General features: G+C 60.7%; 18 protein-coding genes. 13 read left to right on the top strand and 5 right to left on the bottom strand.

Going from position 1 to position 17,780, the window contains the following annotated elements:
- Positions 1 to 35 precede the first annotated feature (35 nt).
- The 5 genes from OHL18_RS20995 to OHL18_RS20975 all read right to left on the bottom strand — a co-directional run bounded on the left by OHL18_RS20995 (position 36) and on the right by OHL18_RS20975 (position 5,510).
- Positions 36 to 734 (bottom strand): GNAT family N-acetyltransferase, encoded by a 699-nt coding sequence (locus tag OHL18_RS20995; RefSeq protein ID WP_263376840.1) that lies wholly within the window; start codon positions 732 to 734, stop codon positions 36 to 38.
- A gap of 205 nt (positions 735 to 939) precedes the next feature.
- Positions 940 to 2,196 carry a threonine synthase gene (locus tag OHL18_RS20990; RefSeq protein ID WP_263376839.1) on the bottom strand — a complete coding sequence of 419 codons (1,257 nt, stop codon included), beginning with the start codon at positions 2,194 to 2,196 and terminating at the stop codon, positions 940 to 942.
- A 40-nt stretch (positions 2,197 to 2,236) separates the two neighbouring features.
- A complete protein-coding gene (pstS, locus tag OHL18_RS20985; RefSeq protein ID WP_263376838.1) occupies positions 2,237 to 3,745 on the bottom strand; it encodes a phosphate ABC transporter substrate-binding protein PstS in 1,509 nt (502 codons plus the stop codon).
- A 134-nt stretch (positions 3,746 to 3,879) separates the two neighbouring features.
- A complete protein-coding gene (gnd, locus tag OHL18_RS20980; protein WP_263376837.1) occupies positions 3,880 to 4,902 on the bottom strand; it encodes a phosphogluconate dehydrogenase (NAD(+)-dependent, decarboxylating) in 1,023 nt (340 codons plus the stop codon).
- A 239-nt stretch (positions 4,903 to 5,141) separates the two neighbouring features.
- A complete protein-coding gene (locus OHL18_RS20975) occupies positions 5,142 to 5,510 on the bottom strand; it encodes a hypothetical protein (RefSeq protein ID WP_263376836.1) in 369 nt (122 codons plus the stop codon).
- 129 nt (positions 5,511 to 5,639) lie between these two features.
- Between OHL18_RS20975 and OHL18_RS20970 the strand changes: the two genes are divergently transcribed.
- From OHL18_RS20970 to dapA, 13 genes are all read left to right on the top strand, one after another.
- Positions 5,640 to 6,626 carry a Cof-type HAD-IIB family hydrolase gene (locus OHL18_RS20970; RefSeq protein WP_263376835.1) on the top strand — a complete coding sequence of 329 codons (987 nt, stop codon included), beginning with the start codon at positions 5,640 to 5,642 and terminating at the stop codon, positions 6,624 to 6,626.
- A complete protein-coding gene (locus OHL18_RS20965; protein ID WP_263376834.1) occupies positions 6,623 to 7,378 on the top strand; it encodes a lytic transglycosylase domain-containing protein in 756 nt (251 codons plus the stop codon). The genes OHL18_RS20970 and OHL18_RS20965 overlap by 4 nt, the downstream gene beginning before the upstream one ends.
- 68 nt (positions 7,379 to 7,446) lie before the next feature.
- Positions 7,447 to 8,487 carry a lysylphosphatidylglycerol synthase transmembrane domain-containing protein gene (locus OHL18_RS20960; protein ID WP_263376833.1) on the top strand — a complete coding sequence of 347 codons (1,041 nt, stop codon included), beginning with the start codon at positions 7,447 to 7,449 and terminating at the stop codon, positions 8,485 to 8,487.
- A 15-nt stretch (positions 8,488 to 8,502) separates the two neighbouring features.
- Positions 8,503 to 8,802 carry an antibiotic biosynthesis monooxygenase family protein gene (locus OHL18_RS20955; RefSeq protein ID WP_263376832.1) on the top strand — a complete coding sequence of 100 codons (300 nt, stop codon included), beginning with the start codon at positions 8,503 to 8,505 and terminating at the stop codon, positions 8,800 to 8,802.
- A gap of 27 nt (positions 8,803 to 8,829) precedes the next feature.
- Positions 8,830 to 9,300 (top strand): transcriptional regulator NrdR, encoded by a 471-nt coding sequence (gene nrdR, locus OHL18_RS20950; protein WP_263376831.1) that lies wholly within the window; start codon positions 8,830 to 8,832, stop codon positions 9,298 to 9,300.
- 123 nt (positions 9,301 to 9,423) lie between these two features.
- The gene (locus tag OHL18_RS20945; RefSeq protein ID WP_263376830.1) at positions 9,424 to 10,452 is read left to right on the top strand and encodes an isocitrate/isopropylmalate dehydrogenase family protein; all 1,029 of its coding nucleotides are present in this window, start codon (positions 9,424 to 9,426) and stop codon (positions 10,450 to 10,452) included.
- 29 nt (positions 10,453 to 10,481) lie between these two features.
- On the top strand, positions 10,482 to 11,288 hold the full coding sequence (locus OHL18_RS20940; RefSeq protein WP_263376829.1) for a beta-sandwich domain-containing protein: 807 nt from the start codon (positions 10,482 to 10,484) through the stop codon (positions 11,286 to 11,288).
- 160 nt (positions 11,289 to 11,448) lie between these two features.
- The gene (locus OHL18_RS20935) at positions 11,449 to 11,766 is read left to right on the top strand and encodes a hypothetical protein (protein WP_263376828.1); all 318 of its coding nucleotides are present in this window, start codon (positions 11,449 to 11,451) and stop codon (positions 11,764 to 11,766) included.
- Positions 11,767 to 11,879: 113 nt separating this feature from the next.
- On the top strand, positions 11,880 to 12,974 hold the full coding sequence (asd, locus tag OHL18_RS20930; RefSeq protein ID WP_263376827.1) for an aspartate-semialdehyde dehydrogenase: 1,095 nt from the start codon (positions 11,880 to 11,882) through the stop codon (positions 12,972 to 12,974).
- On the top strand, positions 12,971 to 14,401 hold the full coding sequence (gene lysC / locus OHL18_RS20925; RefSeq protein WP_263376826.1) for a lysine-sensitive aspartokinase 3: 1,431 nt from the start codon (positions 12,971 to 12,973) through the stop codon (positions 14,399 to 14,401). The genes asd and lysC overlap by 4 nt, the downstream gene beginning before the upstream one ends.
- 25 nt (positions 14,402 to 14,426) lie before the next feature.
- Positions 14,427 to 15,113, top strand: coding sequence for a 4-hydroxy-tetrahydrodipicolinate reductase (gene dapB, locus OHL18_RS20920; protein ID WP_263376825.1), 687 nt, complete (start codon positions 14,427 to 14,429; stop codon positions 15,111 to 15,113).
- Positions 15,114 to 15,262: 149 nt separating this feature from the next.
- Complete coding sequence (locus tag OHL18_RS20915) at positions 15,263 to 16,540, top strand: aminopeptidase (RefSeq protein WP_263376824.1); 1,278 nt, start codon at positions 15,263 to 15,265, stop codon at positions 16,538 to 16,540.
- A 204-nt stretch (positions 16,541 to 16,744) separates the two neighbouring features.
- On the top strand, positions 16,745 to 17,668 hold the full coding sequence (dapA, locus tag OHL18_RS20910; protein ID WP_263376823.1) for a 4-hydroxy-tetrahydrodipicolinate synthase: 924 nt from the start codon (positions 16,745 to 16,747) through the stop codon (positions 17,666 to 17,668).
- Positions 17,669 to 17,780: the final 112 nt, after the last annotated feature.

Genomic DNA, 17,780 nt, shown 5'->3' with positions numbered 1-17,780 from the left:
CTTCCATGATAACCGCCGCTGCTCGACGGGCTGACCTAGAGGACGGTGAGTTTGTGGAGCTTGATGCTGCGGACGGTCTGGAAGCCAAGTCTGAGGTAGAGATTGACGGCGGTGGAGTTGGTCGCGGTCACATGCAGCCAGGAGACGATGCCCTGCTGGCGATGGCGGCAGGCTAGATGCCAGAGAAGATGGGCGGCGTAGCCTTTGCCGCGATGGGCGGGGTGGGTGCAGAGGCCGCTCATCTCGGAGTAGCCGGGGAAGACGAGGCGCTCGCCGCCCATGGCGATGAGCTCGTCAGTTTCGGCGGAACGGATGCCAAAGTAGGAGCCCATCTCGCAGGTGCGAGGACGGAAGAAGCCGGGGAAGGCTATGTCGGTTAAGGCGACCATCTCGGGGGCGTGGGTGCAGTCGAGTGGGAGGATGCCGGGATAGGGTGGCGGCAGTTCAATTTCAGGCGGCAGGATCATCTGCAGAACGTCGATGGTGGTCTCGACGGCAAGCTGCGCGGCGGCGCAATCAGCTTCGCCAAGAGCTGTCGCCCAGACGTATTCGGCCGGCGCGAGAAGGGAGCGGAGGTCGCGCAGGGCCTCTGTTGTAGGAGTCGCGATTGCGGCGAACGGGGCGACTGCAGAGGGATAGCGGACTGCTTCGCCTGAAGTGATGGCGAGATGCGCGTGGGTGGTCTGGAGCGCGGTTAGGACGGGATTCAGGAACATTGGTTCGGGCAGGGGCATTTGTCTTCGATGACGTGCGGAGTGTAAAGGTGCGGCGGGTGGAACAGCAACGGCGAGTGCAAGAGTGAGATGCGGGGATTCTTCGCTTTGCTCAGAATGACGGCAAGGACGAGCAACGGCAACAGCGAAGAGCGAGAAGCAGATCCTCCGACTTCGTCGAAGGATGACAAAAATAGAGCCGAGGTTTGGTCTATTGCGGGGTGGTCTATTGCGGGGTGATGATCCCTCCTACGGGAAGACTGGTGGGCAACGAACCGGGGCGGCGGAGGTGCATAGCTTCCGCGGTCATATCGGTGTATTTGAGGCCAGCACCGGTGTTGAAGAGGACGACGCGATCGGTGGGAGTGAGTTCACCGGTGGCGAGGAGTTGGTCGTAGGCTGCGGTGGCGGCTGCGCCTTCGGGCGAGAGGAAGATACCCTCGTGCTTTGCGTAGTCAAGGATGCTGGCGAGAATGGTTGCGTCGTCGAGGGCGAGGGCTTTGCCGCCTGAGGCGCGGACGATGTCGAGGATGATGCTATCGCCGTAAGGCTTGGGGACGCGTAGGCCGGAGGCGAAGGTGGCAGCGTTCTGGAAGAACTCGCTGGCGGGTTTGCCTTCGTCGAAGGCGCGGGCGACGGGAGCGCAGCCCGAGGCTTGCAGGGCGTACATCTTCGGCCGTTTTCCTGTGACCCAGCCGAGGGTCTCCATCTCTTCGAAGGCCTTCCACATGCCGATCAGCCCGACGCCGCCGCCGGTGGGATAGAAGACGGCGTCGGGGTAGGTCCATTGCAGCTGTTCGACGAGCTCATAGCCCATGGTCTTCTTGCCCTCGACACGAAACGGTTCTTTGAGGGTGGAGATGTCAAACCAGGTCTCTTCGGCGGGGGTGTTTGCATCACGCTGCGACTTGATCTGTTCGCCGACGAGACGGGCGCAGTCAGAGATGAGGCCGTCGACCATGTGGACATCGGCTCCGTAGACGACGCCTTCGAGGTAGTTGGCGAAGGGGACGTCCTGCGGCATGTAGATGTGGGCAGCAATGCCGGCGGCGGCGGCGTAGGCGGCGAGCGCCCCGGCTGCGTTGCCAGCGGAGGGTACGGCGAGGTGTTTGAGGCCGTAATGCTTCGCCATGGTCACCGCGAGCGAGAGGCCGCGCGCCTTGAAGGTGCCGGTGGGGTTCGCGCCTTCTTCCTTGATGAAGAGGCCGGGATAGCGCTTGCTTTGGAGCATGGGTGTCCAGCCTTCGCCGAGAGTGACCGGGGTTACCTCAGGCAGAACGCTGGCGTAGCGCCACATGCCGAGCGACGTGGACGACGCGGCGGCACGGGCGGCAGGATCTTCGCGATGGGCGGAGCGCTTGAGGGCGTCCATGTCATAACGGACGTAAAGCGAGCCAGCGCAGAGGGGGCAGAGGCTCTGCGGGGTGGTGGCAGGGATGTGATGGTGGCAGCGGGAGCACTCGAGGAAGGCGATCTGGGGCATCTCTCTATGCTACCTACTCGAAGCGCGGATTGAACTGCCGCTACTTCAAGGTGGAGATGGCCTGCAGTTCGCGTACCGCCACTTCATGCGGCAGCGGAGCATAGCCAAGCGCGGAACACTGTTTCTGCCCGGAGGTCAGCATCCAGTTCAGCAGGTCCGCAAGGGCCGTCCGCTCCTGTGAGTCCGAGACCTGTTCCGGAACCATGATCCAGGTAAAGGTGCTGATGGGATACGCATTTTTACCGGGAGCGTTGAGGATCGACAGTGGCAGGCTTTGATTGGCGGTGACCGGCACTCCAGCCGCCGCAGCTGTGATGCTGGCGAGATCCGCCTTGATGAATTGCCCTGCGGAGTTCTTTACCGCCGCATAGTTGAGCTGATGCTGGATGGCAAAAGTCAGTTCCACATAGCCAATGGAGTGCTCTGTCTTCTTGACCAGCTCGGCCACGCCTTCGTTGCCTTTGGCACCAGAGCCCACCGGCCATGCCACATGCGGTCCCGCTCCCACGGAGCTCTTCCATTCAGGGCTGGCCGCAGACAGAAAGCTCGACCAGACAAAAGTGGTTCCGCTGCCCTCCGAGCGATGGATAACGGCGATCTCCGCGTTGGGCAGCTTCAGTGCGTGGTTGATCGCACGGATGCGGGGATCGTTCCACTTGCGGATCGCGCCGGAGTAGATTCCGGCCAGCACCTCTGGAGTCAGGTTCAAATCCCGCCCGGCCCCGGGAAGGTTATAGATCGGCACCACTCCTCCCAGCACCGTCGCAAATTGACGAACGTGGGCGCTATGGGAATCCTGGTCGCTCAAAGGCATATCGGAAGCCGCAAAGTCCGCCTTACCGCTTGTCAGCATCTGCAGGCCAGCCTCTGAACCGTTCGCGTCATAGCTTACGTTCTGGCCGGACGATTCAAACCATCTCTGATAGAGCGGAGCGGGAAATGTAGCTCCAGCACCATGAAGGGCCACGGCGTGTGCGGTGCTCCCCACAGCCGGCGCACTGGCTGCACCTGACTTCACCACGCTGAGGAGATGCGAGGCGACCTGGTCGGCAAGATCGTCCGCAACGCCGCTCATGGAAAAACGGCTGGGAGTGACCAGGTAAGACCAGAGGGGCTGGCCACCAGCGTCCACCAGTTCCACAGAGAGGTAGCCCTGGTAGTTGACGCTGCTCACGCTGTGCGAGCGCGGATTGAGTGAGACCCTGCCGCTGGCCCAGAGAGTCGAAGTACCCCGCAAAACGGCGTCCGAAGCCTGAGCGGCGGTAACGGCGTGCAGCCGGCCGCTCTTGTTCAGGCGCTCGGCGATTCTCTCTTGCATCGCCCGGGCCTGGGGGCCGTTGCCCAGAGCCGAGATCTGTATCGTGCGAATGCCGCTCAACGTCTCTGGCGTCTGCGCGGGTGCCGACAGTCCGAACGCGAGCGCGAGCGCGACGATTGCCAGCCGGCGCAGGATACATACATTGTTGCAACCTGGAAAGGAAGTGATGCAGGGCGCAGATGACGACGGTCGCATGGTGGAACTATAGACTCCGCCAGTGGATTGCCGCATGCAAGAGATTTCTTGATGAAAATCGCTGCATACCGCGCCGAGTTCCAACGATGACCTCTCCTTCGCTTTGAAGGAGAGGTCATCGTTGGCTGGGATTCATCGTTCAAAGCCCACAGCACAACGTATTGGACGCGCTACTTCGCTGCGGGTACTTCGTGGTGTCCGCCGAACTGAAAACGCATCGCCGAGAGCAGCTTATCGGAGAACAAGGAGTTGCCCCGCGAGCTGAAGCGCTCATAGAGAGATGCGGTGAGAACCGGGGTAGGTACGCCTTCGTCGATTGCGGCCTTGATCGTCCAACGGCCTTCGCCGGAGTCGGAGACGCGGCCGCCGAACTTCGACATCTCCGGGTCGTCGATGAGAGCGGTCGCGGTGAGATCGAGGAGCCACGAAGCGATGACGCTGCCGCGACGCCAGACTTCGGTGATCTCGGGGAGATCGAACTCGTACTGATAGTGCTCCGGATCGCGCAAGGGCGTGGTCTCGGCATCAACCTCGTGGACGTGCTTTCCTATGTTTGCGGCCTTCAGCACGGCAAGGCCTTCCGCATAAGCGGCCATCATGCCGTACTCGATACCATTGTGCACCATCTTGGTGAAGTGGCCCGCGCCGTTGGGGCCGCAGTAGAGATAGCCATCCTCAGCGGTGCCGACGCCGGTCGGGCGGCCGGGGGTGCGGTCGATGGTGCCAGGGCCGGGGGCGATGGTCTTGAAGATAGGGTCGAGGTGCTCGACGATCGCTTTGCTGCCGCCGATCATCATGCAATAACCGCGCTCGAGGCCCCAGACGCCGCCGCTGGTGCCAACGTCGACGTACTCGATGCCCTTCTCGGCGAGCATCTTCGCGCGCGCAATATCGTCAATGTAATAGGAGTTGCCGCCATCGATGAGGATGTCGCCGGGTTCGAGGTGCGGGGCGATCTCTTCGATGGTCTGCTCGACGACGCCGGCAGGAATCATCAGCCAGATAGCGCGTGGCTTGGCCAGCTTGCCGATCAGGTCCTCCATCGACGAGGCACCGGTGACGCCGTCTTCCTTCGCGAGATTCGCGACCGTCTCCGCACTTCTGTCGAACACGACGCACTCGTGGCCGTTCTTCGCGAGACGTTTGACCATGTTCGCGCCCATTCTGCCGAGCCCTACCATTGCAAGTTGCATATCTTCTCCTTGATTTCGTTGTAGATGATTAGAACGCAAGATGGCATTCACGGCGTGGCCGAATTGTAAAAATATTGCGCCGCTTCGCCTCGACAGGAAGCGTTCCCAAACCGGTCCGTAAGCCGCACCTGGGCCTTCGAGCTATCAATTGGCTCGATTGGGCAGAAATAACGCAATTTTTTAGGGCGCAACGGGGCGGCGGTCCGGAAGATCGCTAGCGCGTCACTTCAGAGCAACTGCTAATGGGCTTTGAGCCAGCGGCGCGCGGTGAACTCGGTCGCGATGCTGGCGGAGAGAAGGATGAGGCTGATGGTGAAGGCGCTAACCACCCAGCCGATCTCCATGCGGCCCTTGAGCATGAACCTGTCGAGCAGGGCCAGCACGAGGACGAGCACAGCCGCCTCGGCAAAGAACGCCGAGCAGCGATGCGAGGAGATGGCGATGAAGTCGATGAGCGCGGAGGAGGTCTTCTGCGGGGTTCCGTCGCCGCCTGCGGGGAGCAGGACCAGACGCGGCCCGGTCGATGCAGCAACTTCAGAAGACGGTTGTGGACCAAGAGGAGATGAAGATTGACTCCGTAAGGAGTTTGCAACGTTTTTGTGAAACATAAGCTAGCCTTTGTGAAGCCTGCCTCTAGGATCGCCCGGACCTGTGTGAATGTCGAGTTAACATCCGGTAAATGCATGATTATGCGTCGCTTATGAATATGTATCCGCTCCGGATGAGACAATTTAGAGGTGAGTGAGCAAAAGTTACCGCGAATGATCGCGATCGATGTAGACGGCACGCTGCTGGGTGCCGAGGGCAAGGTGAGCCCCCGGAACAGGGCAGCGTTGCAGGCGGCGAACGAGGCCGGGATCAATGTGGTGATCGCGACCGGGCGGCGTCACTCCTATGCCATGAAGGTACTGCGCAGCCTCGATCTGCATGGCGAGCAGGCGCTTGTGAGTTCGAACGGAGCGGTGACGCGAACTGTGGGAGCGAGGCTGATCGACCGGACGTTCCTGCCGCTCGAGACTTCGCTGTGGCTGTGCAAACAACTAGATGAGTTTCGGAATGCGCTAGTGGTGACCTTCGACATGGTGCAGCCGGATGGCGAGGATGCGCGCGGCGCGCTGGTCGTCGAGGAGTTGGAAGACCTGCACGGCAGCATCGGCAAGTGGATGGAGGCGAACTCCGCTTACATCGAGCAGGCGGTTCCAATCGAGAATGTGCTCCAGCGCGAGGGTGAGAAGGGCAATGCTCCGATCCAGATGATGGTGTGCGGACGGATCGAGCGGATGCGGCGGGCCGAGGCCCGTCTGCTTGAAGATCCGAGCGTGTTTATGGCGGAGGTCTCCTCACCGGAGTTGCGCGCAGATGCGAAAGTGACGCTAAGCCGTACCGAGTATCCTGACCGCGACCTGAGCCTGCTGGATATCTTGCCGGCGGGGTGCTCGAAGGGCGTCGCGCTGCTGCGGCTGGCGGCCTCGATGGGCATTGAAGCTGACGAGATGATGGCGATTGGGGACAACTGGAACGATCTCTCGATGCTGGAGATCGCGGGCTGGCCGGTGCTGATGGGGAACGCTCCGCAGGACCTGAAGGAGATGGCGCGGGCGCGGGGATGGGCGATCGGTGGACATCATCTGGAGGACGGGGTGGCCGACGCGATCGACGAGGTACTTTCGTTGCAGAGGACGGAAGATGAGTACGATGCGCGGGCCCTGAGTGGTAGCCTGTGAGCGTGAAGTTCTCCGCGACAAAGATGGGTTTGGCCGTGATGGTAGCGGCGACTTCCCTGCCCTGCGTAGCTAGGGCGGCGGAGCATGTAACGCTGCGGAACGGCTTCGAGATGGACTGCGCGCGGCGCGAGATCGTCGCGGGCGGTCGCATGAGGCTGTTCCTGATGCCGACCTCGGCGGTTGCTATCGCGGCGGATTCGAGCTACATCGACGTCGCTTCGGATGCGGTAGTTCGATCTGAGACGATTCCCGATCCCGTATTTGCGGCAGAGCCGGTCAGCAAGTCTGGAGTGAAGCAAACCAGTAAGGCTTCCGCTGAGCCAACGAAGGCCGAGATGCACACAATGCTGGCGAGCGCGGGCAGTCAGCACAATATCGACGAGGACCTGCTGGCCGCAGTCGTGAAGGCGGAAAGCGGCGGAAAGACCTACGCAGTTTCGCGGACGGGCGCGCGCGGGTTGATGCAGTTGATGCCGGGAACGGCGAGCGCGATGGGCGTGGATGACGCGTTCCGTCCGGAGCAGAATATTGCGGGTGGCACGGCGTATCTGGACCGGCTGCTGGTGCGATATCACGATGATGCGACGCTGGCGTTGGCCGCTTATAACGCTGGGCCGGGGGCGGTGGACAAGTACCACGGAGTTCCGCCGTATCGTGAGACGCGCGCGTACGTGGCTCGGGTGATTGGCGAGTTCAATCGCAGGAAGCTGGCTGCGCGAGCGGCCGCATCTCAGGTAGCAGGACTTCGATAGGGACGATAGCCCTAAAACGACAAGAGCCGAGGCGCGGAGAGCGACGGCTAATTAAGCCTGGGGATGGAATGAAGAATCGCAGTGGGATCTCGTGGTTTGCGGCGCTGATTGTTTTGGTGCTGGTGGTGCTGATCTTCCGGGGAAGAATCCACTTCGATTGGGCGGCTTTCTGGTCGGGGTTGAAGCATGTGGATTGGCGGCCAATTACGGCCGGAGTGGCGCTGGTCTACGCGACGTACTGGATGCGGTCGGCGCGGTGGGCGGTGCTCGTCAGGCCCACAAAGCATATCGGACTGTTCGCAACCGTCGCCTCGCAATTCATCGGCTTCACGGCGGTGGGGTTGTTTGGGCGGCTGGCTGATCTGACGCGTCCCTACCTGATTGCAAAGAAGGTGGAGCTTTCGCTGAGCTCGCAGATTGCGGTGTATACGATCGAACGAATGTTCGACCTGGGCTCAGCCGCGATGATCTTTTCCGCCGCGTTGGCGTTCACTCCGAAAGACATGCCGCACCATGAGGTCTTCGTCCGGACGGGGCTGTTTAGTCTGGCGGGGACGCTGGTGCTGGCCGTCTTCGCGCTGGTGGTGCGGTTGGCCGGCGGGGCAGTCGCAGCGTTCGCGCGGGGTGTGCTGGGACGTGTCTCGAAGGGCGCTGCAGAGAGCCTCAGCGACAAGATCCTCGAGTTTCGCAATGGTCTGAATGCGCTGTCTTCGTTTGGCGAGTTTGCTGTGGTCACGGTGATCTCGCTGGTGATGTGGGCAGGAATTGGGCTGGCTTACGTGGAGACGCTGCATGGGTTCGTGGACACTCCGGGGCTGGCTACGATCAGCTACCCCCAGACGATGCTGCTGATGGGAGCGAGCATCGGGGGGTCGCTGCTGCAGTTGCCGATCGTAGGCTGGTTTACGCAGATTGCGGTGACGGCAGCGGCGATGCGGACCTTCTACGGAGTTTCAGTCGAGTCGGCGACGGCGTGTGGAGCGGTATTGCTGGCTGTGCTTTCGTTGAGCATCCTGCCGACGGGTCTGGTGCTGGCGCAGGTGGAACGAGTGAGTCTGAAAAAAGTGGCGAACGAGAGCGGAGCCGCGGCGGAGAGCAATGTAAGCTGATCTTCCGGGTGCGTCATGCAGATTGTGTGGGAGTTCATTGTCCGCGAGGAGTCGGTCGAGGAGTTCCAGGCGGCGTATGGGCCACAGGGCAGTTGGGTGAAGCTGTTCGAACGGGCAGAAGGATTTCTCGGGACGGTGCTGCTGCGTTCGGACCAGGCCCAGAATAAGTTCCTGACCATCGACCGATGGAAGGATGTTGCGAGCTACAAGAATTTCAGACAAATCTTCGCTGCCGAGTACGCGGAGCTTGATGCTCAGCTGGATAAGCTGACGATCTCCGAGACCCGGATTGGGGCATTCGAAGAGCTTGATTGAGCAGCGCTGCTAGAATCGGCTTTGGCTATGAGATGTCCTTACTGTGGATTTGCGCAAGACCGGGTCGTGGACTCACGCGAGAGTAAAGAGGCGGATTCGATCCGCCGGCGGCGTGAGTGTGAAGGGTGCAACAAGCGTTTCACGACGTATGAACGCATCGATGAAATTCCCTACATGGTGGTGAAGAAGGACGGGCGGCGGGAGAAGTTCGACCGCCAGAAGGTCCTGAGCGGTCTGCTGCACGCGTGCGAGAAACGTCCAGTTGCGGCGATCAAGCTGGAGCAGATCGTCGATTCGACCGAGGCGTTTGTCGTCGATTCGCCGGAGCGCGAGCGGTCTACGAGCGAGGTAGGCGAACTGATTATGGCGCAGTTGAAGGAGATCGATACCGTGGCTTACATTCGGTTTGCCAGCGTGTATCGGGATTTCAAGGACGTGCGTGAGTTCAAGGCGGAGCTGGAGCAGTTGCTGGGCGGGGACTCGCGGAAGCGGAAGTAGACGTTTGGGGTCTGCGCGTTGGTGGCGGAGAAATGCGGGGGTCTCTCCACTCCGCTGCGCTCCGGTCGAGATGACGTATCTTCGGTGGTTTTGGGATTTTCTGAGAACGAGGTGAGTGAGGAAATGGCAACGGAAACGAAGCGGACGCACAAGATTACGTTGATCCCGGGCGACGGTATTGGACCGGAGGTTTCGGGCGCGGTGGTGAAGATTCTGGAGACGGCTGGCGCAGCTACCGGCGTGAGCTTCGACTGGCACACCTACGATGCCGGGGCCGATGCGTTCGCGAAGACCGGCGAGTACATCCCGAAGGCGCTCTACGAGTCGATCGAGCAGAACAAGGTCGCGCTGAAGGGACCCGTGACGACGCCGATTGGCGGCGGGTTCGCGTCGATCAATGTGACGCTGCGTAAGAAGTTTGACCTGTATTCAAACTTCCGTCCGATCAAGAATCTGCCCGGCCTGAAGACGAACTATCCGGGCGTGGACCTGATCATCGTCCGCGAGAATACGGAAGATTTGTACGCCGGACTTGAGCTGATGATTGTGCCCGGAGTGGCGCAGTCCTTGAAGATCATCACAGAAAAGGGATCGACGCGGATCTCGAAGTTTGCGTTTGAGTATGCGCGAAAGTTTGGCCGGAAGAAGATCCACGCTATCCATAAGGCGAACATCATGAAGGTGACCGATGGTCTGTTCCTCGATTGCGCGCGCAAGGTTGCGGCGGGATTCCCCGAGATCACTTACGCGGAGCACATCGTCGACAACACCTGCATGCAGCTGGTAATGAATCCGTATCAGTACGACGTCATTCTTACGGAGAATCTGTACGGCGATATCCTCTCCGATCTCTGCTCGGCGTTTGTGGGCGGGCTTGGTCTGGTTCCGGGAGCGAACCTGGGGGTGGACTGCGCGATCTTCGAAGCGGTGCATGGCTCTGCGCCCGACATCGCGGGCAAGGACATGGCGAACCCGACAGCACTGCTCCAATCGGCGATCCTGATGCTGCGCCATATCGACGAGGCCGAAACCGCGGACCTGGTACAGAAGGCGCTCGAGAACGTCTACGCAGAGGGCAATACGCTCACGAAAGATGTCGGCGGAACGAGTGGGACAAAGGCCTTTGCGGATGCGGTTGTGGCAGCGCTTTAGAAGCAGGGTGTAGGGGATAGGGAGTAGAGATGCGGATGAAGCATGGCGGGATCTTTGTAGCGGCGGTTGTGGTTGCTCTAGGAGTTGCGGGATGCAAGTCGAAGCCTGCGGACACCCCTGCTAGTACGATTGAGATGCAGGCATACCCCGCGGCCGATCAATCAGTGGCTCCGGATATTGCAACGTTGGGCTCGGTTGACGGCGTGGTGAAGCTGACGGGCAAGGCTCCTGCATCCGTGAAGATCGACATGACCATGGATCCGGCGTGCGGTATGAGTCCAGGCGGCGACAGCAATATGTCCGAGCAGTACGCGGTGCATAATGGAGACCTGGCCAACGTATTCATCTACGTCAAGGACGGCCCAAAGGGCGCGTTCACCATGCCTCCCTCCTTCGGGCCGGCCGTGGTAATGGACCAGAAGGGATGCCGGTATACGCCCCATGTGATCGCGCTGCGCAAGGGCGGGTCGGTGGAGTTCCGTAACTCCGACATCACCATGCACAACATCCACACCATGCCCACGGCTCCGGGAAGCTCGTCGATCGACATCTCGCAGTCGCCCAAGGGAGAGTCGCAGACCAAGCAGTTCAACCAGGTCGAGACGATGATCCCGGTGCGCTGCAACAACCATCCGTGGATGAATGCGTTCATCAACGTCAGCGAGACGCCGTTCTATGCCGTGACGGATGCGGACGGGAAGTTCTCACTGAAGGGCCTGCCGGCCGGGGATTACACGCTGGCAGCGGTGCATGAGAAGCTGGGCGAGCAGACGATCAAGGTGACGGTAAAGGCGCTAGGGACGGCGGACGCGAAGTTTACGTTTGCAGCGAAGTAAGAAGCGGCTGAGGGACGGTTTACTTTCCCAGCCATCGCGAAAGACAAAAGCGCGATGGCTGGGGCACCCGAACCTTGATGGCAGGGTACAACGAATTTGCGGCTAGGGTCATCGCATGATCTAGCTCCCCGCAGTTTGTAGTTCGAAAGGCACGCCGCTCATGTCCGACCGTATGACCCTACAGTCCCTCGCTGTTCACGCTCTCCCGTTGTGGTTCCTGGTGTTCGCGCTGTTTCTACCCCGCATTGCGCTGATCATTGCGTGGTTCGATCACGACCTGGTGCGGTTTCATCTGGACAATATCATCTCGCCGATCATGGCACTGTTGCTGCCTCGGGTTCTGATCCTCGTGCTGATCTATCGGGATGAAGGCATCAGCATGTGGTTCCTGATTCATCTCGTGGTGGCGCTGTGCGTGTGGGGCGGAACTGGCGGTCGGACGTATGTGCGGCGGGGCCGACGGACGGACGATATCTAGCACCCTTCTCGGATCCACTCGCTTCAAGCCGGGACAGAATGTTTATGTTGCAGTGATCCTAAGGTGGTACGAGGATGGCGCGTCGCGGCTTGCCGCGCTATCCTTGAAGGATCATGGAACGTAGAAATGTCGGTATTTTAGGCGCGACCGGGATGGTCGGCCAGAGATTCATCCAACTGCTACACAATCATCCGTGGTTCAACATCACGTGGCTCGCCGCGAGCGATCGCAGCCAGGGCAAGACGTATGGCGATGCGTGCAAGTGGAAGCTCGACACGCCGCTGCCAAAACACATTGCGGAGATGATTGTTCAGCCGAATGTGCCTGAAGGCGCGACCGGAGAGCTGCCGCATATTATCTTTGCGGCGCTCGATTCGGACATCGCCAAAGAGCTGGAGCCGAAGTTTGCCGCATCGGGCTGCGCTGTAATCTCTAACTCGAGCGCTTTCCGGATGGCTGCGGATGTGCCTCTCGTGGTGCCTGAGGTGAACGGCGACCATCTCGACATGATCGAGCAGCAGAGCTGGCGCAAGGAGTCGGGCGGGTACATTGTGACCAACCCGAACTGCTCGGCCATTGGCCTCGTGCTGGCGCTAAAGCCGCTGGAGACGAAGTTCGGCATTGAGAGCATCTTTGTGAGCACGATGCAGGCGGTGAGCGGAGCCGGATATCCCGGCGTGCCTTCGCTGGACATCCTTGGCAATGTGATTCCCTTCATCAAGAACGAAGAGGAGAAGCTCCAGGAAGAGGTCGCGAAGCTGCTAGGTACTATTCGTGGCGGTGCCTTTGAGATGCTGGACACGAAGGTGAGCGCGCACTGCAACCGCGTGGCGGTAGAAGATGGCCATACTGAGTGCGTCAGCATCAAGTTCAAGAAGAAGGCCACGCGCGAGGAGATTCTTGCCGCGTGGGCGGAGTTTGATCCGCTGCACGGTCAGCATCTGCCGACGGCTCCTGATAATCCAGTTCAATTTGAAGACGCTCCCGACCGGCCGCAGCCACGGCTCGACCGCATGCGCGGTGGCGGCATGGCGGCGACGGTGGGTCGGCTGCGCGAGTGCCCGTTGCTCGACTGGAAGTTCGTAGTGCTCTCGCACAATACGATTCGCGGAGCGGCTGGAGCGGCTGTTTTGAACGCCGAGGTGCTGGCGCGGCTGGGCAAGCTGAAGCCGGTGAAGCCTGCGGTGCCCGTGGCGGTGCTCGTATGAGCACAGCGCGCGAACATGTTGTCGTGATGAAGTTCGGTGGTACGTCGGTCGAAGATGCTACGGCGATGCGACGGACTGCTGCGATCGTCGAAGGCAGACGAAAGAAAGGTCTGCAGGCGGCAGTAGTTGTCTCCGCGATGGCAAAGGTCACCGACCTCATGATCGCGAGCGGCGCAGCTGCGGGACGAGGCGATCGCGTGGGAGCGTTGGCCATCAGCGAGCGGCTGCGGACACGCCATCTTGATACAGCAGCGCAGCTGCTGCAGGGTGACCGCTTCGTAAAGCTGCGGCCAGCGATTGAAGGCGAGTTCGATGCTCTCGATGACTTGCTTCGCGGAATTGCTGCAGTGGGTGAGTTGACCCCACGGACGGCTGACCTTGTCGTCAGCTTTGGCGAACGCCTTTCGAGCCGCATTGTGGCCGAGGCCTTCGACCAGCATGGCTTGAATGGCGCTCACGTAGACGCGCGAACCTGCATCATCACCGACAGCACGTACGGCAAGGCCGTGCCGCAGGAAGACGCGATTGAAGCGAAGTTGGCGGAGCTTGTTCTACCGCTGCTCGAGGCTGGGAAGACGCCGGTGATGGGCGGCTTTATCGGCTCGAACGAGCAAGGCATCACGACCACGCTTGGCCGCGGCGGCAGCGACTACACGGCTGCGCTCGTCGGTGGCGGCCTTCATGCCGGCGCGATTGAGATCTGGACAGACGTGAACGGCATCATGACGACCGATCCGCGCATCTGCCCGGATGCGCTGCGCGTAAAGACGATCAGCTTTGAAGAGGCAGCGGAGCTCGCCTACTTTGGGGCGAAGGTGCTGCATCCGGCGACCATCCTTCCTGCCGTGCAGAAGAGCATTCCGGTGTGGGTGCTGAACTCCCGCAACGCGGAGAACGAAGGCACCAAGATTACGGCGATGGCGCCGCCCTGCGCGAGTCCGTTCAAGAGCATCGCGGCCAAGAAGCGGCTGACGATCATCGACGTGGTGGCAAGCCGGATGCTGATGTCGCACGGCTATCTGAAGGCCGTCTTCGATGTCTTCGACAAGTATCAGTGCGCGATCGACATGGTCTCGACCAGCGAAGTGAGTATCTCTCTGACGGTCGATTCGAACCAGCGGCTGCCGGAGATCTGCGCGGAGCTGTCAAAGATCGCCGACGTGAAGCTTGAAGGCAACAAGGCGCTGATCTGCATGGTAGGCGAGGACATTCGCGGCCACAACGGCATCGCGGGCCGGGTCTTCTCCGCAGTGAGCCACGTAAATGTCAGGATGATCTCGCAGGGCGCGAGCGAGATCAACATGAGCTTCATGATCGACGAAGAAGATGTTGAGGAGGCGATCAAATCGCTTCATCAGGTTTTCTTCACCACAGTCGATGAGACAGTGTTCGACGTTGCAGCGCGGAGCGCGGTCGTCCCGATATAGGCTTGACGCAGGAGACTTAAGCGCAATGCGGATTTTGATCCTTGGGCATGGGAAGACAGGCAAGCTGGTAGCGGATGTGGCGCATGAACGCGGGCATGGGGTGCACGTGCTGGACGCGAAAGAGAACCGGGACGCAGCGGCGCTGACCGCGCCTTTTGTGGCCGGGTTCGACGTGGTGATCGACTTTACGACACCCGATGCGGTGATCCAGAACATGCGGGCATGCCTGGCGACGGGCGCGAAGATGGTAATCGGCACAACCGGCTGGTACGACAAGCTGAGCGATATGCGCGGGCTGGCGGAGCGCAAGGGCGCAGGGCTGATGTACGGCACGAACTACTCGATCGGCGTGCAGGTGATGCTGGAGCTGGCGGAGAAGATGGGAGCGGCACTGAAGGGCGCCGAATACAACTACACCATCTCGGAGACGCACCACGCAGGCAAGCTCGATGCTCCGTCGGGAACAGCGATCACGCTGGGCGAGATCGTTGAAGAGGCTTCGGACATTGAAGAGATCCGGATTGAGTCCAAGCGCGAGGGCGATGTGATGGGGGTTCATGTGCTCGAAGCCCGCAGCGGCTCCGACCGCTTGGTTCTGACGCATGAATCGTTTTCGCGGCGCGGATTTGCCGAAGGCGCGGTACGTGCGGCTGAATGGCTCTCGACCCGCAGCGGGTGCTTCGACTTCCACGAGGTTTATACGCAGTTCTAAAGATTGCGTTCAACGGATGTCCAATTCTGGAACAACTTCGGCGACGGGATGAACACCGCCCGTCGTCGATAGACCGCAGTTGGTCGCATACACTCTTCACTCGGTCTTATCAGCTTGCGTTTCATCGCTCTGTTGCCTAGTTTTAACGGATGAGTGCTACCGCTGTACTTCCAGTCCCAGCCACATTTGCCTCCCTTTCTTTTGAGGAGAAGCTCGACCGCTTTGCCGAGGTCGCTGTCCGTGTTGGTTTGAACCTGGGTAAGGGCCAGGAGCTGCTGATCTCGGCTCCCCTAGAGGCACTGCCTTTGGTGCGCCGGATTACCGAGCACGCTTATAAGGCGGGTGCGCTGCTGGTAACGAGCTTCTACAGCGACGATCCGTCGATTCTGGCTCGGTACAAGTATGCGGACGACGCGAGCTTCGACCATGCGGCGCAGTGGATGGCGGACTCGATGGCGGCGGCGTTTCGCAGCGGAGCGGCACGGCTGGCGATCGCCGGCGCGAATCCGGCGCTGCTCGCCAAGCAGGACCCGGCGAAGGTATCGCGGGCAAACATTGCTGCTTCGAAGGCGGGCAAGCCGGCGATGGAGTTGATTACAAAACACGCGATCAACTGGTCAATTGTGGCCGCCGCGACTCCGGAGTGGGCGAAGCTGGTCTTCCCCGGCGAAGACGTCGATACGGCTGTGGCCAAGCTTTGGGACGCGATCTTCCTGGCCTCGCGCGTGACCGGCGAAGATCCGGTGGCGGAGTGGAAGCAGCATGGGCAAAATCTGAAGAAGCGTGTGGACATGCTAAATGCGAAGCGGTTCCATGCCCTGCACTTCAAGTCGCAGGATGGAACGACCGATCTTACCGTGGGATTGGCGGACGATCATCTTTGGGCAGGTGGTGGAGGCGAGGCCGGCAACGGCATCTTCTGCAACCCGAATATCCCTACGGAAGAGTGTTTTACGACTCCGCACAAGGACCGCGTGGATGGGTTTGTGAAGGCGTCGAAGCCGCTCTCGCACCAGGGAACGCTGATCGAGAACATTACCTGCAAGTTCGAAGGCGGGAAGATTGTCTCGGCAACGGCGACAGCGGGCGAGGATGTGCTGAACCGGCTCATCTCTACCGACGATGGAGCGCGGCGGCTGGGCGAGGTGGCCTTGGTGCCGCATTCCTCTCCGATTGCCCAGAGCGGAGTGCTCTTCTGGAACACGCTGTTCGACGAAAATGCAGCCAGCCATATCGCGCTGGGCCAGGCGTATGCAACGTGCCTGATCGGCGGCGAGAAGATGTCGCAGGAAGAGCTGACGGGGCTCGGAGCGAACTCCAGCCTCATCCATGTCGACTGGATGATTGGGTCGGGGAAGATGGATGTGGATGGCGTGAGCAAGGATGGGACCAGCGAGCCGCTGATGCGTTCAGGCGAGTGGGTTTAGTCCTGCCGGACGGGCGCCCTGCGCGGGCAGCGGTCACTTCGTGACTTGTCCACCGCTTCGCGTGGTGCTCCCGTTGGTCGGGATGAAGATCACTTTGCGAGCAACTCGAGCACAACGCGAAGCCCAATACCGCACGAAGTGCCGAAGTGACCGCCGTCCGCGCAGGACACGTTGTGCCCGCAAACGCGGTAGACTGCAGAGATTATGAATTTGATGGGTTGTGGCACCGCTCTTGTGACTCCCTTTCGCAGGGATGGGAGCGTGGACGAACCGGCGCTGCATGCGCTGGTGAACTGGCAGATTGAAGAGGGCATCTCGTTTCTGGTTCCATGCGGGACAACGGGCGAGGCCGCGACACTGACCGAGGGTGAGTGGCTGCGGACCATTGAAGTGGTGATCGGCGCGGCAGACGGGCGGGTGCCGATCTTCGCCGGCTGCACCAGCAACGCAACTCGCGAAGCTGTGGCGAAAGCCGAGCGCTTGGCGCAGATGCCAGGGCTGACCGGTATCCTGACCGCGAACCCGTATTACAACCGGCCTGGGCAGGAGGGCCAGTATCAGCACTTCCGGGCGATTTCGCGAGCAGTGGGGCTTCCGGTGCTGCTGTACAACATTCCTTCGCGGACCGGAGCGAACTTAGAACCAGCCACCGTACTGCGGCTGTCTGAAGAAAAAAACATCATCGGCATCAAGGAGTCGAGCGGCAGCATCGCTCAGATCACGGAGTTGGTGAATCTTCTGCCGCGTGCCTTCAGCGTTTTTGCGGGCGACGATGGAATGGCGTTGCCCGCGATTGCCGTGGGCGGCTGCGGGCTGGTCTCGGTGGCCTCGAATGAGATTCCGGGGCAGATGGCGGCGATGGTAGGCGCCGCCCTCGAGAATGACTGGGCAACCGCGCGACGTATCAATCGCCACTACGGTCGTCTGCTGGCAGCGAACTTCATGGAACCGAGCCCAGCGCCGGTGAAGGCGATCCTTTCCCTGATGGGGAAGATCGGCGACGACTCGGTGCGACTGCCGATGGTGAAGGTGTCGCCAGCAACGCAGCGCAAGCTGGAGCGGATTGCGGGGGAGCTTGGGCTGCTGGTGGAAGCTCCGCCTAGCGGTGCGGATCTGCGGATGTTTTAGGGAGTAAAAGCCCACACATCGAGCTTCATCGTTCCCACCCATCGCATAAGACAACGGCGCGATGGATGGGGCACCCGAGCATTCGTAACGCTATAGAGAAGTAGAACAAACG

The sequence above is a fragment of the Granulicella aggregans genome (assembly GCF_025685565.1).
In the GTDB taxonomy this organism is placed as follows: domain Bacteria; phylum Acidobacteriota; class Terriglobia; order Terriglobales; family Acidobacteriaceae; genus Edaphobacter; species Edaphobacter aggregans_B.
This window is presented reverse-complemented; position numbering and strand designations above follow the sequence as displayed.

Excerpts from the sequence above, each read along its gene's own strand:
- OHL18_RS20995 (WP_263376840.1), bottom strand. The coding sequence starts at position 734 with ATGCCCCTGCCCGAACCAATGTTCCTGAATCCCGTCCTAACCGCGCTC.
- OHL18_RS20990 (WP_263376839.1), bottom strand. The coding sequence starts at position 2,196 with ATGCCCCAGATCGCCTTCCTCGAGTGCTCCCGCTGCCACCATCACATC.
- pstS (WP_263376838.1), bottom strand. The coding sequence starts at position 3,745 with ATGCGGCAATCCACTGGCGGAGTCTATAGTTCCACCATGCGACCGTCG.
- gnd (WP_263376837.1), bottom strand. The coding sequence starts at position 4,902 with ATGCAACTTGCAATGGTAGGGCTCGGCAGAATGGGCGCGAACATGGTC.
- OHL18_RS20975 (WP_263376836.1), bottom strand. The coding sequence starts at position 5,510 with ATGTTTCACAAAAACGTTGCAAACTCCTTACGGAGTCAATCTTCATCT.
- OHL18_RS20960 (WP_263376833.1), top strand. The coding sequence starts at position 7,447 with ATGAAGAATCGCAGTGGGATCTCGTGGTTTGCGGCGCTGATTGTTTTG.
- OHL18_RS20955 (WP_263376832.1), top strand. The coding sequence starts at position 8,503 with ATGCAGATTGTGTGGGAGTTCATTGTCCGCGAGGAGTCGGTCGAGGAG.
- nrdR (WP_263376831.1), top strand. The coding sequence starts at position 8,830 with ATGAGATGTCCTTACTGTGGATTTGCGCAAGACCGGGTCGTGGACTCA.
- OHL18_RS20945 (WP_263376830.1), top strand. The coding sequence starts at position 9,424 with ATGGCAACGGAAACGAAGCGGACGCACAAGATTACGTTGATCCCGGGC.
- OHL18_RS20940 (WP_263376829.1), top strand. The coding sequence starts at position 10,482 with ATGCGGATGAAGCATGGCGGGATCTTTGTAGCGGCGGTTGTGGTTGCT.
- OHL18_RS20935 (WP_263376828.1), top strand. The coding sequence starts at position 11,449 with ATGTCCGACCGTATGACCCTACAGTCCCTCGCTGTTCACGCTCTCCCG.
- asd (WP_263376827.1), top strand. The coding sequence starts at position 11,880 with ATGGAACGTAGAAATGTCGGTATTTTAGGCGCGACCGGGATGGTCGGC.
- lysC (WP_263376826.1), top strand. The coding sequence starts at position 12,971 with ATGAGCACAGCGCGCGAACATGTTGTCGTGATGAAGTTCGGTGGTACG.
- dapB (WP_263376825.1), top strand. The coding sequence starts at position 14,427 with ATGCGGATTTTGATCCTTGGGCATGGGAAGACAGGCAAGCTGGTAGCG.
- OHL18_RS20915 (WP_263376824.1), top strand. The coding sequence starts at position 15,263 with ATGAGTGCTACCGCTGTACTTCCAGTCCCAGCCACATTTGCCTCCCTT.
- dapA (WP_263376823.1), top strand. The coding sequence starts at position 16,745 with ATGAATTTGATGGGTTGTGGCACCGCTCTTGTGACTCCCTTTCGCAGG.